Genomic DNA, 16,813 nt, shown 5'->3' with positions numbered 1-16,813 from the left:
TTCAGAAAGATATTCCTGATCGGTATTAAATGAATTGTTTCCCTGTTGTTATTTATATTTCATGTTGAACCGTAAAAATAGGAATATCTTTTTAATAAATAGTGGTAAATTTGTTTTTAGTTACTTTTTTTTAATATTTCCTTTGCATAACGCGCATAATGACCTTGCAGGCTGTCGGCATACCGGCGGAGTACCTCTTCTCCTATGCCATTCTGATCGCCGCAGAGGTAAAGTGCTTTTGCAAGATGCAATTCTTTCAATGCGCGGTTACGGGTGGATGTGTCGTTCAGACCGGGAACAGTACTGCTGCGCGCCTCAGCATATGAGAGGATCGAATGCCCTCGTACACCTGGCGTCGTTAGCATGGATGCAAGTACAGGAACTGCATCCCGGCTGCCTATTGCTTCCGTAGCCATTGCGATAGCACGGAAATGAGAGAGATAATCTTCCGGTTCCAGTTTTCCGGCCTTATCCAGTACGACGGGAAGAGTCGAGGTTTCGCGGGCATTCCCTAACGAGGTGATCAGGGCATCTAACCGGCTAAGACACATGCCGAACTGTCCCATACCAGTATAGTGCCAGCCTTCATCCCAGTCTTTGTACTGCCGGATGGCTTCTGCCAGTATCGATGCTTGTTTTCCTTGTCCCAAGATACAAAGGATGCTGGCAAGGATTACTTTTTCCTCCGGTATGGTTGCTTGTGCTATTTGTTTATTGACAAGCTGGATGCAACGTTCGTGGTCGGTCAATAATATCTCAAGTCCTTTATAGTTGTCTATCACACTGGCAGCCGCTTTCTTCATTTCGGAGTTACTGAAACCTTTGAACTCTTTATCCGTCAGAACCCGTTCCGGCAGATTGCCGATTTTGACCAGATGGCGTTGTACCTTCCTAATGTCTATTTTACGGGGGGATTTATTTTCTTTGACGCATAAGGCGGAAAGATAACCGACTGCATATCCCTGGTTTTGCAGGCAGGGTTGCATACGAATCACCGGCATGGCATCCCGGTGGGCACTAGCCCCCAGTCCGGTTATCAGAATACCTTCCAGACCTTTGGGCAGAAGACTGCGTAGCGGGACATCCGCATCGTAAATCGTATGCCGCTTTTCCGGTGGGTTCAGGATGAAGAACGGGTCGATAATCATGCCATGTGTATCGAACGAACTCTTGTGATAAGAGATCGTATCGGGATAACGGCGCTGGTTGATTACGTCGTAGACCGAGATAATATAGTCGCCGATGATCCGACGGCGTTCGCGTGTCTGGGGTATTTTCACCAGGTCGTACTGTCCTTGCAGCTTTGTTTTGGCTTGTATAAAAGCACGCGAAACATCCAGAATATCCGTATCGTCTATGAACAGCCAGTCGTTGTTGTTGTAATAATCGCCCGGTGCCCATTTCCCGGTTCCCGCACCTTGTACGGCGATTGTTTTTTTGCCTGTGTATTCAAAAGCTGCACCGGCGGAAATGGCTATATCTGCACTGCCGGTGCTGTCTATCAAAACTTTGGAAAGGATAACGCCTCGTCCGAACGGAGTGGCTACAATAACACCTTTTACCTGATTGCCTTCTGTCAATACTCCGCATCCCATCACACCGAACCAGAGCTTTCCTCCTGCTTCCATCAATTCTCTGCGATGCCATTCCATTTTCCAGTCGGCGGGGAAACGTCCTTCCCCTTTGGGCTGTCTTGGATGTTCTTTTGGCGCCATTGCCAGAACGCTCTTATCCATCTGAGCTGTATATCCACCCCGGAAGCCGTCCCAGTAGACACCGATCATTCCCAGTGTGCTTAATCCTCCAAGCCCGTGCAAGTATTCCAGTACCAGTGTATTGACCCCTTGTTTAGCTGCAGATATTCCGGCAGAAGCGCCAGCTGTGCCACCTCCTATCACAACAACGTCATAACTGCCCAAAACCGGGAGTACGCCTGCCGGAGAGTCGATGAAGCCTTTTTGGAGGGATGGACGCAAAGGAGAGAGTTGTTCACCTATTTGTCCGTAGTTTGAAGCATTAATCTTGTGCTGGTGGACAACAGCCTGGGTCGGTATGGATATATCTTTTATCTGTCCGGCAATCATTTCACCCATCATCTCTCCTATGAATAAAGCCGGAATAGGACGCATTACTTTGGCTGCCAGTTCTCTTGGTATTTCGGCGCAAAGACCAAGTACCCAAAGATTAGCCATATTCTTTGATTTGAATGCCTGTATCGGTAGTTTGCGCAGGGAAGCCGGATTTCCGTTGTAGGCCTGTTCGCTAATAATTGTCTGTTTCGGAATATACCAGAGCAAATCGGAACTATCGACCTGGTCGATATCCCACGTCCGGTTGCGGATGATTTGTTCGGCTTCTGCCAATGAAGCGTATGACTCATCCTTAAGCAGCAGACGGAAAGTATAGCGTATGACCGGATAGCTTTTTTCTCCAACCCTGATAGGCTGGGATAACTCTTCGGCTTTGATGATTTCCGAAGCTTCCTTTTTTTTGTTTCCTACTACGGTATAGCAGAATTCCTGTGTACCGGCGGTAAAAGGTTTGCGTTCTACTCCAAACAATCCGGCGACAGAGGCGTTATGTGTTGCATCAATAACCGCTTTGCAGCGGATGGCCTGCCTGCCCGAACGGTTGGCTATCACTAATCCTGCCGGTTTGCCTGCCGGATCGGTCAGGGCATTCGTTATATAACTGCTGTAAAGGAACTGAACGTTGTTGTCAATTAGTTCGTCTTCCAGGGTTTTCTTTATGTGAAGAGGAGTCGGGTAATCTTTTCCGGGAAAGAGTTTGCTTGCAAGGGCTGTTTGCGGTTTTTCCTCTTCCTCCCGATCATATAGATACGAACCGCATATATCTTCACCCAGGTAAGGCATATAGCAGATCAGATAAACCCGGCTGCCCGCTTTCGCTGCTGCAATCGCTGCTGCAACGGCACGCGAGCTCCCTCCTGCTACTATAATATCTACTTCGGCAATCACCGGTATCTTGCGCGGGCCTTCATGGCAGAATTTTTCGTCCGGAACAATAGTCTGCATAGCGACCTTTGCTTCCGCCACGCTGCCTAACGAGGTCAATGCACTGCCGGCTGCCGTTACTTTTAGGAAATCACGTCGTGTAATCATATACTTTTAAAAGAATGGGATGAGATAAACATAAAAAACACCCCAGTTGTAATCTGAAAATCCTCCGGATAAACAGATCCTACAACTGGGGTAAATATCAGAAAATATTAATAACCATCATTCTGCGTTAAATTGCTATTGACCAGAATATCGTTGGCTGGGATGGGCCATAGATAGTTTTTCTTTGCATCGAACGACATTTTATAGAACGTGGTGATATATCCCGCTGTTTCCATCGGTGAAAGGTCAGGCAGGCCGTTTTCGTCGATTGTCGGTATGCCACCGATGGGGTAGTTACCTTCGTCCCAGTTCTTCAGTAAGGTTAGGAAATCCTGAGACAGCTCAATGTTTGATTCACTGCCGGTCAAACCATTCCAGTTGGCGGAATTGGACCAGGCACGGGACAGGTAGTACATCGATTTGTTATGCGATTTTTCAGCGATACGCCAACGCAACAGGTCACGATAGCGCACCCCTTCGAATGCAAATTCCGAACGGCGATCCATGCGGATGATCTTACGTAAAGCAGCCTGCGAAGCTACTTCTACACGTGGGTAAGCGATCCCGGTTCCCCGGTAAGCACGTTCCCGCAACAGGTTGATGGTTTTGTCCAAATCTTCCTGAGTACACTGCCCCATCTCATTCTTAGCTTCGATATAGGTCATCAGAACTTCGGCATAACGCAAGTAAGGATAGCAGTTGTCTGCCACTAAACCGTAATTATTGAAATCTTTCCAATCATCTTTCACGAATTTACGAATGATCAGTCCGTTGTACGCCGAATGTTGGTTTGAAGCTTTCGAATCAGTATTAACCACCATGTTGCCGGTAGCCACTTGATATACTTTATTGGCATAAGGACTGGGGTTGAATTCATAACCCAGCGTGATATAGTCCGGATATTTTTCAGGGAATGTACCATCTTTTTTAGATGCTTCATATTCTGCGTAATCGGAAGAGTACTTTGTCTTGAACGGCTGGATTGTCATCGCTAAACGCGGGTCGCGGTTGGTAAACGGATCTTTCGGATTGTAGAGTGGAGACTGATTGATAGGCAAACCATCCGTACAGGTATAAGAGCAAAACAACTCCAACGACGGGCTTTGGTTACAGTGGCCCCCGATATTACGAATGACAAAATCCCGAACATTCGTCATAAAACCATATCCTTTCTTTAGCGTCAAATCACCTTTGAAATAGAACATGAATTCGGGAGAACTGTTTGCTATGAACATTTCGCGATAGTTGTCGTGCAATTGGTAAACGCCCAACTTCATACATTTATCTGCGGCATCCGCTGCTGTTTGCCAATCTTCGTGGAAGAGCGCGAAACGGGCTTTAAAGCCAAGGGCAGCCCCTTTGGTCGGCCGTTGTTGCGCTTTGTAGGAGTCCGGCAAGTATTCGGCTGCCTTATCTAGACATTCATAGGCGTAGGCCAACACTTCACTTTTGGGTGAACGGGTTGCCTCATAGGCTTCATCCAGAGTCATCCCTTTATTTAATACACAATCTCCATAATAGGCCGTCAACTCGCCATAAGCGAATCCTATCATAAAATAGGCTTCACCCTTGTATTGATTCACTTTACTTTCGCTTATTCCTTCGGCTACCCCATTATCCAATGCTTCTATTACCTTTGTTGCACGGGCGATGGCTTTATATAATGAGGTCCAACGGGTTGAAGCATCTCCCCATTGAGAGGTTACCGTTCCTAACGTAATAGGGTTAGACCCATTACGGTTCATTAAATCGTCATCCCAGAAAATGGCATCAATTGGAAAAAAATCCGGTCTCCACAAATCGTTAAGAGACATTTCTATTTCGGTTTCATTGTGATACCAATTCTCACTCGATCCTTCCGATAATGGATTCAGATCAAGGTCGGCACAAGCAGTCATGCCAAATGCCACTATTCCGGCGAGTAAATATTTGCTTATTTTATTCATATGATTAAAACTTTTATTTTCAATAAATTTAGATATTCGCTCGCTACGGCATAGCTCAAACAAGTTTGGCTCTGCTCATTTAGCTTAACGCGAATAGTTCAAATGTATCATATGGAACTCGCATTTAATCATGTACTTGTGTGATAATGATTATCATGCTCGTTTCATAACTGGATTCTCTAATTAAAATGAAAGATTCAGACCAAAAATATAAGAGGACAAGAGGAGATCGCCGCTACGATCCCATTCCGGATCGTATCCTTTGGGATATTTTGAGAAAGCGGGCAGGTCGTTGGCACTGAAATAAACTCTCAACTTGTTGACAGATAATTTCTTTGTGATTTCGGACGGAAGGGTATATCCCAATGTGATGTTTTTGATACGCATATAAGCTCCGTTGAAAAGGTAGAAGTCGCTTCTGGCGTAAATATTGGCATTGTTGGTTGTCAATTTCGGATATTTTGCGTTAGCATTTTCCTCATCCGTAGCCGTGGGACTCCAATGGCTTTCGATCAGATTCAACGGGCTGGCATAGGCTTGATAATTGAACGGTGTGCCTGGCCATGACCAATAAGCACGTTGGTGTCCGATCCCCTGGAATGATAAGTTGAAATCGAACCCTTTCCATTCAGCCCAGAGAGATCCGCCGTATTGCAGTTCCGGCAAAGAGTTCCCCAAACGTACACGATCGTTGGAAGCGGTGATTTTACCATCGCCATCAATATCCTGGTAGCGGATATTGCCAGCCTTGTCGTTATTGGTCAGAACGGGAATCTGGTTGCCATTTTCGTCCAGCATGGCCGCTTCATTTAGAATAATCCCCAAACTCTTGTAACCATACCATTCATTATAGTAAGAACCTTCTTCGGTGATTCTGTTATCGTCAATCCTTTGTCTGTCTGCCATATATCCCATTTTTGAACGATAATCATATAAGTTGAAACTTACACCGTAGTGGAAGTCTCTGATCCGGTCGTTCCAGGAAAGTTCGAAATCCCAACCAGTCGTGTTCATGTCGGCAGCATTTTTTTGCGGTGCGTTATAACCGAAATAGGAGGGGAATCCTACCTCCATTAACATATCCGTCGTCTTTTTGTAATAGTAATCTACCGAGGCACGTAGGTTGTTCTTTAACAAGTTGATGTCTGCACCGATACCATAGGTCGTCGTTGTTTCCCAGGTCAGGTCCCTGAACGCGTAGTCCATCTGATAAGCTGTCTGCACAATGTCAGCAACCCCGGTAGAAGCATTGGGAATAAAACCGGTACCGAAAGACAACCTTGCCTGGTAGGGGAATTCCGAACCAATACGCTCGTTACCCAACTGTCCGATAGAACCGCGCAGCTTCAGAAAATCGACAACACTCTTATTGAACCAGGGTTCTTCAGAGATGACCCAACCGGCACTGACTGAAGGAAATGTGCCCCAACGATGACCATCGGCAAAACGGGAAGAGCCGTCGGAACGGATATTGGCTTGCAACATATAGCGGTCTGCCCAGGAATACATGATACGACCAAAGAATGAACGATACGCATTATGTCCGGCTTTTCCGCTGTTGAACTGATAATCTTCAGGACCTAAGTCCAGGTAGGGAAAGTTTACCAAACTATAATTGGTGCGTGAAGCCCCTTGTTCTTCCCATTTATAAAAATAATCCTCATAACCGGCCATCAATCCGATAGAGTGGCGTTTCAGTTGCAGGTTATAGTTTGCATAAAACTGCTTCGTCAAACTATGGTTGTCGTTGCGCGCTTCACTAAGGCTGGTTGAGGAATAACCGACTCCGGGGATAGGATCACCAGTGATCCGGTAGACCTCATATCTTTTTCTATGATCTTTCCCTTTATAGAAGGAGTATTGAGGAGCGACGATGGCTGTTAAAGCCAATCCTTCTATAGGAGTGAGCACTAACTGTAGTTTTCCACCCGCCCCATAGTTTTGCTTTTTGTGTACTCCACTCAGATCACGTTGCGCAATGGGGTTGTCACCATCTTTGCCATCGGCAAAACGTCCATCAGACCAATAGGCGTTATAGATTGGTGCACGTTCCATCAGCTCACCCATGGAGAGATGTGGTTCATTCGCGTTAGAATAAAGCAGGTTCAAGTCTACATTTGCATTGATCCAGTTGTTGATCGTATAGTCATTGTTGGTACGGATGTTAAAACGCTCATAGTTTTTTGTATCTATAAGGGCTTCCGAATCATAGTAGTTAAAGCTGAAGTTCGTTTTCAGTTTATCAGTCCCGCCGCTAAGTGAGAGTGAATGACGTTGGTGATGCGTACTGCTCTTTAGCCCCAGGTCCATGAAATCGGTGTCTGCGTAGCGGTCAGGATCTTCAGCCCGCAGTTGTGCATAATTGTTGATTAGATCTTCCGAGTAAAGAGAGTGAGGAGAGGAAGCCCCATCGTTGAAAGCCAATTCATTAAGGCCACTCATCCATTGTACTGCATTGGCGAATTTTGGCTTGGCTGTGGGTGCATTAATGCCGTATTCCCCATTATATGAAAGGTGGAATTCGTTATTCCGGGCACGTTTTGTCGTGACCAGGATAACACCGGCAGCCGCACGGGAACCGTAGATGGCGGCAGATGCTGCGTCCTTCAGTACCTGGATGTCTTTTACATCTTCAGGAGCAATGTTTGTAAGGGTACCCGGTATGCCATCCACGATCACCAATGGGTCGTTGGTTGACATGGTAGTGACTCCGCGCACACGGATGGTCGCTCCGGCTGATGGGTCACCGTTGGAACGTGTGATCTGTACGCCGGCCATTTGTCCTTGCAATTGGCTGGAAAGCTGCGGTGTACTCTTCATTTGCAGTTTATCACCGCTTAAAGAAGAGATTGAACCTGTCAGGTCGATCTTACGTGCCGTACCATAGCCGATTACCACCAATTCTTCCAACGCTTTGGTGTCTTCCTCTAAGACAATATTAAAAGTCATTTTGTCTGAGGTGGTAATATCCTGTGGTAAATAGCCGATGTAAGAAATATGAAGTATGGCATTCTCTTCTAACCTCAAGGAGAAATTTCCGTCCACATCCGTAACCGTACCGTTTGTCGTCCCTTTTTCAATAATATTCGCTCCGATAACCGGATCGCCGTTTTCATCTATAACTTTACCTGTGATTGTCCGGCCTTGTTGCTGAGCGATGTTTTCACGATTTCTATTCTGTACGCTTTTTTCGGACAGTGCTATTTGTTTATTGTTAATTCGATAGCCAATATTTGTGTTCCGGAACAATCTATTCAATATGTTTTCAATTGTTTCGTCCTTTGCCTGAATAGTCACTTTCTGGTTTAAATCCAGAAAATTGTCACTATAGAAAAAGGTATAATCACTCTTTTCCTCAATTTGACGAAGTACGTTATTTATTTCCGTATTCGTTGCAGAAATACTTATTTGTGCGATGCTTTGCCCAATATTTAACAGGAGCAAAAGCAAACAGCTTATGCCAATTCGTTTGATTTGTGCGTTCATTAAGATAATCTTTTTAGATTTTAGTTTGTTTTAGGATATAATTAAGGATAAACAAGCGCGGAATTAACTCTAATTGAGTAATTTTGTTTTTTATGAGTGCGATTTGCAGCCTTTTTACCTATTAAAGTGCTACCGTGCTGTTAGCATAATTGCATTCTTGCCGGAGTGATGCCGTTACATTACTCCGGTTTTCTTTGTTATGCATAGAGTTCTTTGTTTTTTGTTTTATGTCATAGGCGTCAATTTTTGTGGATTATTATTTCTGTTTTTTACTGAATGTAATGTGTGATCCTGTTATTGTATATTGTAACGGAGAAACGATAGTGATAAGGTTTAATACGTTTTCCATACTGTTATTCTTTATCTTTCCACTGTATTGTATTTCTTTTATGTCGGATGATGTAAAAGAAAAGGTCACATTATACATTCTTTCCAACATTTTGGCAATATTTTCTAATGTTTCCTTGTCGAATACGAATTGATCTGTCATCCAGAAAATAGCTTCATTTGCATTATTGATGCGGGACTTGTAGAACATCATCTCTTTAGTGTCGAATGAAATACGCTCGTTGGGGCTCAATATTTCGGAAAACTGGGTACTGCTTACTTCAATACTGCCTTCAATGAGCGTTCCGGTTATTTGTTTGTCGTTAATATAAGACTTGATATTGAACTTTGTCCCAAGCGCTTTTGCCTGGAAGCCGGAGTGTGTCAGCACAATAAACGGGTTATCCGGATTGCTTTTTACGTCAAAATAGGCTTCCCCTGCCAGTTGTACAGTACGGTTCTTCTTCCCGAAATCCGGGGAATACCGCAATTCACTTGCCGAATTGAGTTGCACGTGAGACCCGTCGGGGAGTTGAACACTTGCCTTTTGTCCGTTTTGAACCGTAACCACAAGCTCTTGCTGTGCATTCTCACGGATCAGTTGGAGTGATATACCCAGTATAAAAAATAAAACCGCAACGGCCGCCCCACCCGCGTACAAGAGCCATCTGCTTTTCTGCTTCGGCGCCATCTGCGACCTTTGGTATATATGCTTCTGGAATTGTTCCCATACTCTCTTCTTACTTTCATCAGCAAATGGTGATGAATATTGTTCTGCATTTCTCCATTTACTTGCATAATATTCATCAAGTTGCTTCTCACTTATTTGTTTTTTTTGATAAGCCTGTAGCAACCCATGCATTTCCTCCTTCGATATAGAATTGGAGAGAAACTTTTCAACCAGCCCTATAATTTCTTCTGACATATTCATTCTTGATATATTATACGTAATAGGTGCGAAATCCTTACAGGAATATTGTTTTTAACAGTAAATTAATATTTATTAATATTTCAGCTTGTTAACGAGCGACAAAATTAGGAGTATAAATAAATTAAAGTAAGACAATATTAAGGTAGTATTTCATCTTTTCTCTTAAAAAAATAAGAGAGCGTCTTATTTGTGTTTCCACTGTTTTCTCGGAAATGTTTAACCGGGAGGCGATTTCTTTGTTTGATAGATTCTCTTTTCGACTCAACAGAAAGATCCTGCGTCGTTCCGAAGGTAGTTTCTCGATAAATTCTGAAAGAATATTTTCCAGAAAACGATTATTCAAATCTTCTTCAATATCATTGCTTTCCTGCATATTTTCTTGTTGAGATTGCTCGTATTTATATTTCAGTAGTAATTGTTCGGTTTGTCTGTATACATGATTTCGGGCGATGGTATAAAGAAGAGGGGCGATTTTGGCTTCAGGATCGATCATTTCTCTTTTTTCCCAAAGAGAAACAAAAACGGATTGGGTAATGTCTTCGGCAAATGTTTTATCGAAAAGGGTATTCAGGACAAACGTATAGATTTGATTGTAATAGTGATGGAAAAGGTATTCGAAGGCCTTTTCATCTCCTTGCCGCAGAAGACGAAGGATATTAGAATGTATATGGATTGTTTTGCCTTTCAATGCGTTCTGACCCTTTTGATTAAGGACAAAGGTATATAAATTCTTATAGAAACTATTCCGGTTTGTTGGTGAAATCGTCGATGAACGTATGAGAATGGCGAATATGCACGGCTGAATCCGGCACAAAAAGCGGTGTGGGACAAACACTACGAGCCCATTATTGATAAATTCTACCAGGATAATTTAGAAGGAAAAGAACTTTCCTTATGGGAATACTAGTGGAATATGACAGCATCATTATTAGATTTGAAATCCGAACTGAAATGGTTACAGGAACAATATGATGATCCTGTCAGGGAACAATATCCATTGTAAAATTCGATAAATCAGTAATTTTAATTCAAAAAAGAGGTTGTTCAGTCCAATGTCTGAGCAACCTCTTCCTTTGATACGGTTCTTTCTTACAGGTTCAACCCTACGCCTTTACTCTTCTCCTCTTCGAGTATCTGCTTAAAAAATCTTACCTTCAGGGAGTTCTTTCCAGCCACATTATCGTACTCTCCCCGGTCATAGCGTAAATGGTAGAGTTGGTCCTCTGGATTGTTCCCCATTTCAATATCGGTGAGCCTTTGGTATGCACTGCCATTATTTGGCTCAATATATTTCCAGTCTTTGGTGCGGATCATAAGCGAAGTACCGGCACCAATCAGGTATTCACGTCCTTCGTTATCGAGACCGAGCCATGCGGGAAGTTGATTCCTGCTATCACTCAACTTTTCTTCCTCCAGCTCAATACCCGTCAAAGCAGCCAGCGTACCCAACAGATCGATCTGGGAAACCAGCGCATCGGAAATACCTGGCCGCACCACCTCCGGCCAGTGAACAATAAAAGGTACTCTTGTTCCTGCTTCAAACATACTGTACTTACCGCCCCGGTAAGGTCCCCACGGTTTATGATCCATCAGGCGCTCCACGGCTTCGTCTGCGTAGCCGTCATCCACCACCGGGCCGTTATCGCTCGACAAAATAATCAGCGTATTCTCATACACACCCGCCTCTTTCAATGCACGGATCACTTCACCTAACGACCAGTCGAACTGGACGATTGCATCGCCCCGGTGTCCCATATCGGTTTTGCCCCGGAACCGTTCGTTCGGATAGCGCGGTACATGGATATCATTGGTGCCGAAATAAAGGAAGAAGGGTTTCTCTTTATTCTGTTCTATAAAACGGACAGCGTGTGAGGTGATACTGTCGGCAATCGTTTCATCCTCCCACAGAGCGGCCTTGCCCCCTTTCATAAAGCCGATACGGGAGATCCCGTTGATAATACTCTGATCGTGTCCGTGGTTGGGACTTGGCCCCAATTTTGTCAGCAGTTCGGGATTATCCTTGCCGGTAGGCTCTCCGGGAAAGTTCTGCGAATAGCTTACGCTGATCGGATCATTGGGGTCGAGGTTTGCCACTTCCTGGTTTTCCAGATAGATACAGGGTACTCTATCGCCCGTTGCCGCCATAAGGTAGGAGTAGTCAAATCCAATCTCGTACGGGCCGGGAGTAATTCTTTCGTTCCAATTCTGGGTACCAGTTTCCTCTCCGATGCCTAGGTGCCATTTTCCTACCGCTCCGGTGGTATAACCCGCCTCCTTCATTAGTTTTGCCACATTGTATCGATGCGGTTTGATGATCAAACCTGCATCACCTCGGGCAACTCCTGTACCATTCCTTCTCCATGGGTATTCACCCGTAAAGAGGCCGTAACGTGAAGGGGTACTGGTTGCTGCGGCAGAGTGGGCATTACTGAAACGAACACCATTTTCGGCGAGCAGATCCACATTAGGAGTCTCTACACGCTTAGCTCCGTAGCACGAAAGGTCTCCATACCCTATATCATCTGCATAGATCAACACAATGTTGGGTTTCTCCTGGATTGCTTCTTGTTTTATCTCCTGTGCCTGCGTGGGAAGTGCCAGACAGGTACCAAAAGTGAGGACTGACCGGGTAGAAAAATGTCTCATAATTGGAAAGTTTATTAGATATTATATTGATTAAAGAATAAGACTTCCGATAATCAGATATCTAAAATCTTATTCGATATAAACTCTATTGTATGACTGAATCAATTACTTAAAACAACGGCCAGTTGGGATCATCGGTTCTGGCCTTCTTCATGATCTCTTTCAGTTCTGCCGCTTTTTGAGGATAGAGATCGAGCAGGTTGTGATTCTCCGAAGGATCGGACGCGAGATTATAGAGTTCGTACAGCCCTTCCTGGCGGATATCGAGGTGCAACAGTTTCCAGTTATCTTTTATTACCGCCTGGCGGCCGCCCAATTCCTGAAACTCGAAATAGAAATAATCGCGCTTCTTCTGACCTTCTTTTTTATTGAGGAGTGTGGGCAATATACTGATCCCGTCGGTATTTTCCGGCGAATCGGTTTTCAACAGTTCGGCAAACGTGGGCATGTAATCCCAGAATGCGAAGGCAAAATCGTTTTCCTTGCCGGCCGCTACTTTCCCCTGCCACGAAATGATGGTCGGCACACGGATGCCGCCTTCGTACAGATCACGTTTATATCCGCGATAGATGCCGTTGCTATTGAAGAAATCCGGATCACCGCCTCCCTCGCGGTGCGGTCCGTTATCACTGGTAAATATGATCAATGTATTTTCATAGACTCCTGTCTCTTTGAGTTTCTCAATGATCTGTCCCACATACATATCGATACGTGTAATCATGGCGGCATGTGTCGCCCGCGGATATTCCTGCGACATGTATCCGCCTTTTCTGAAAGCGGGACCGGAATCAGTACCTTTATACGGTTTTTCATCGAATTTTCCTCTTAATTTTTGGATGATGGAATCTTCGGGCACAACCAATTCGGCGTGTGGAAGCACCATGGGTACGAAGAGGAAGAACGGATCCCCATTGTATTTATCGATAAACTCCAGCGTTTTTGCCTGGATCAGGTCTTGCGAGTACGCGCCGAATTGTCCGTTATCATTTTCTGGAAACGCTATTTTTGTCTGATTGTACCATAAATGGCTTGGGTAATAATTATGTGCCAGGAGTTGGCAATTGTATCCGTAAAATTCATCCACACCCTGATTGTTGGGGTCGCCTGCAGAACTGGGTTGCCCCAATCCCCATTTACCAAAGGCGCCGGTGGTATAACCTGCATTCTTAAACAGGTGGAAAAGCGTAAATGTACCGGCCGGCAGTGGAAACTGTCCTTCGGGTTTTATTTCCTTATTTCCACGAATAGGGGTGTGGCCGGTGTGTAATCCGGTCATCAGGCTGGCGCGCGAGGGTGCGCTCACGGTGGTTCCTGAATAGGAACGGGTAAAACGCGTCCCGTTAAGTGCCAGTCCGTCGATGTTAGGCGTTTGGAATCTCTCCTGGCCGAAACAACTCAGATCCCCGTAGCCCAAATCATCGGCAACGATAAACACCACATTGGGTTTTTGCTGTGCGTTGAGCGGGGTTAACGCTGTGAGGGAAAGTCCCGCAGTGAAAACTGTAGTTTTCATATTGTTTCGTTCGCGTTATTTTTTCAAAGTTATATCAAATAGAGTGAAACATCATTTTCATATGATTAAAACTATGGATTTTCAATTTATTTAGACTATTTGAGTCGCCTTCGCTCCTCGGTTGTCAATTGAGTCGCCTTCGCTCCTCGATTTACAATTCTCGCTATGGCATAGCTCAAGCAAGCTTGGCTCTGCTCATCTAGCTTATCGAAATAGTTCAAAGGTATCATATGGAACTCGCTTTTAATCATGTTCTTGCGTGTAATGATTTACATGCTCGTTTCAAAAGGAAATCTGAATCTTTCCACTTCCGCCCTTACATGTGCTTCACGGATTTTTTAATGATACATTTCTTATAAATTAAAAATAGTGCGAGCGTCAAAATAACAAAGAATAATCCTATGCCATACGAGACCGGAGTAGGTAATGAAAATCCTTCAGGCGCCAGCATGATATATGTAGTCACTACCGCTGTCATAAATAATGCAGGAATCAGTGTTATCAGATAATGCCTTCGCTTTTTTTGTAATAAATATATAGTGATGGTCCATAGAACGACGGTTGCCAGTGTTTGGTTTGCCCATGCAAAATAGCGCCATATCACGTCGAAATTGATTCTGGTCAGCAGGAAACCGATAGCGAACAGGGGAACAGTAATTATCAAACGATTCCTGAGAGGTTTCTGGGATGTTTTGAAGAGATCGGCGATTGTCAGCCGGGCGCTTCGGAAAGCCGTATCTCCCGATGTGATCGGTGCGGCCACAACGCCTAAGATTGCCAATACTGCACCGAATGCTCCCAGCAATGAATAGGAAACTTCATTCACCACCCATGCTGCGTTCCCTTTCTGTGCTGTCATCACCTCGTTAAGCCCTTTCATACCGCCAAAGAAACTCATACTGATCGCGGCCCATACCAAAGCTACCACACCTTCGGTTACCATAGCACCATAAAAGACCTTTCTCCCCTCTTTCTCATTTTTCAGACAACGCGCCATCAGAGGCGATTGTGTGGCATGGAAACCCGATATCGCCCCACATGCGATGGTAATGAACATCATGGGAAAAATAGGGAGGTTTTCTTTATTGTGATGAAAATTTTTGAAATTCTCCGCGGTCAGTTCAGGGATATGATATCCTTTTACTATTAACGAGATAATTAAACTGACAGCCATGAAAAGCAGTGCGAATCCGAAAACGGGATAAATCTTCCCGATAACCTTGTCAATAGGAAGGAGAGTGGCCAATATATAATAGATGAATATCACCCATACCCAAAAAGTAAAATCGAGAGATTGCGGGGTAAGACCGGCCAGTAACCCTGCCGGTCCGGAAATAAAGACAACGCCTACAAGGATCAATAGAACAACAGCGAAAATTCTCATGACCTGCTTGGCATACTTTCCCAAATAAATCCCTATTATCTCGGTGATATTTTTACCATCGTGCCTGACCGAAAGCATCCCGGAGAAATAGTCATGTACGCCTCCTGCAAAAACAGTTCCCAGTACAATCCATAGAAAAGCGACCGGCCCCCACATTGCCCCTGCAATGGCGCCAAAAATGGGGCCCAATCCGGCAATATTCAGGAATTGTATCAGGAATACGCGCCACCAAGACATGGGCACATAATCTACGCCATCGTTCAAGGTGGTGGCTGGTGTAGTTCGCGTAGGATCGACTTTCATCACACGTTCCAGGTATTTAGAGTAGAACCCATATCCCGCCAGGAGGGCTATTATCGAAATAAAGAAGGTGATCATTTGTTTATTATATATTTAAAAATAGATGATCGGGATTCGTTTCGCGGCATTGGATTACAACAGAATTTGTCGACAATATTCCCTGCAGGTTTTCACCTCCTTTACAGAGGAAGACCAAGGTGTGACAGGATATTCAAGTTCAATATCGCAATAGATAGGCCATTTTTGGTCTCTGATAAGGTGAAGAACTTCAGCTATGGGAGTTTCTCCTTGACCCCAAACCTGATTCGTGTTCTTCTGGATTACATTACCTACACTTGTTTTATCTTTCAGATGAATACTGGCTATCCGGTCATGATAATTGCGGATAAATTCAGTCGGATTTAAACCGGTAGAACCGAAATAGTGGCCAATATCAAAATTCAGCATATTTGCCGGAGAGTAAGCCAGTAATTTATCCACATCAAAATCAGGTTCGGCATATTGATAATGATTGTGAAGAATGGCATACATTCCGTTTCTTTCCGCTACCGGGCCTAACAATCGTGCATTGTCATCGTTTATTTCAGCCGTAATACCAATAGCGCCAAGCGCTTTTGCCACTTTAAAAGAATAATCGATTTCCGTTTCACTGGTTCCGGCAAGCCATTTGTAAATGTGAATATTTACACCTCTGTCATTGAATTTCTTACGTAGCTGTGCATATAAGTCAGGAGTTCCTCTGCTTTTTCTCCATTCTTTCACTTCGCTTTTGTATTTTTCGATAGTGTTTTTCTCCTCCGAAGTCAGAGGATTTTGTGCATTTGGTTGACGTTTGACCGGATTTTTTGGAGCGCCGAGATAATCCTCAACGTCTGTCCCCATGAGCTCTACAGAACTTATCCCCGCTTCTGCACATGCATTGAGGGTTGTTTCCAGTCCGCCTTTCAGACTACGGAAACTGTATGTAATCGCCCCTATTTGGACTCCTGCATATTTCGAGTCAGGTATGAAACCTGTTATTCGGGGCGATTTGCCTGACTGTTTGTTACTTCCACAGGAGAAGACTTTAGGAATTAGTGTGCCGGCTGCTATCACTGCAGTAGTGCTTAAAAAACCTCTCCGGTTCAATTTTCGGGATACAGGATTGTTATGTTCCAT

9 protein-coding genes are annotated in these 16,813 nt (G+C 44.4%); all 9 read right to left on the bottom strand.

The window, feature by feature from the left end:
- Positions 1-116: 116 nt before the first annotated feature.
- A complete protein-coding gene (locus F597_RS0112430; protein WP_019540078.1) occupies positions 117-3,122 on the bottom strand; it encodes an FAD-dependent oxidoreductase in 3,006 nt (1,001 codons plus the stop codon).
- 107 nt (positions 3,123-3,229) lie between these two features.
- Entirely contained in the window at positions 3,230-5,068 is a 1,839-nt protein-coding gene (locus F597_RS0112425) for a RagB/SusD family nutrient uptake outer membrane protein (protein WP_019540077.1), read from the bottom strand.
- 183 nt (positions 5,069-5,251) lie between these two features.
- Complete coding sequence (locus F597_RS0112420) at positions 5,252-8,554, bottom strand: TonB-dependent receptor (RefSeq protein ID WP_019540076.1); 3,303 nt, start codon at positions 8,552-8,554, stop codon at positions 5,252-5,254.
- Positions 8,555-8,810: 256 nt separating this feature from the next.
- Complete coding sequence (locus tag F597_RS20750) at positions 8,811-9,806, bottom strand: FecR family protein (protein WP_019540075.1); 996 nt, start codon at positions 9,804-9,806, stop codon at positions 8,811-8,813.
- A gap of 127 nt (positions 9,807-9,933) precedes the next feature.
- Entirely contained in the window at positions 9,934-10,500 is a 567-nt protein-coding gene (locus F597_RS0112410) for an RNA polymerase sigma-70 factor (protein ID WP_019540074.1), read from the bottom strand.
- Between the two features lie 401 nt (positions 10,501-10,901).
- Positions 10,902-12,458 (bottom strand): sulfatase family protein, encoded by a 1,557-nt coding sequence (locus F597_RS0112400; protein ID WP_019540072.1) that lies wholly within the window; start codon positions 12,456-12,458, stop codon positions 10,902-10,904.
- Positions 12,459-12,567: 109 nt separating this feature from the next.
- The gene (locus F597_RS0112395; RefSeq protein ID WP_019540071.1) at positions 12,568-13,971 is read right to left on the bottom strand and encodes an arylsulfatase; all 1,404 of its coding nucleotides are present in this window, start codon (positions 13,969-13,971) and stop codon (positions 12,568-12,570) included.
- A 316-nt stretch (positions 13,972-14,287) separates the two neighbouring features.
- Positions 14,288-15,733, bottom strand: a complete 1,446-nt coding sequence (locus tag F597_RS0112385; RefSeq protein ID WP_019540070.1) for a carbon starvation CstA family protein — start codon at positions 15,731-15,733, stop codon at positions 14,288-14,290.
- 54 nt (positions 15,734-15,787) lie between these two features.
- Entirely contained in the window at positions 15,788-16,813 is a 1,026-nt protein-coding gene (locus F597_RS0112380; RefSeq protein WP_019540069.1) for a sugar phosphate isomerase/epimerase family protein, read from the bottom strand.

This window comes from Proteiniphilum acetatigenes DSM 18083, assembly GCF_000380985.1.
Classification (GTDB): domain Bacteria; phylum Bacteroidota; class Bacteroidia; order Bacteroidales; family Dysgonomonadaceae; genus Proteiniphilum; species Proteiniphilum acetatigenes.
The sequence above is the reverse complement of the archived record's forward strand: the minus strand, read 5'-3'. Positions and strand labels throughout refer to the sequence as shown.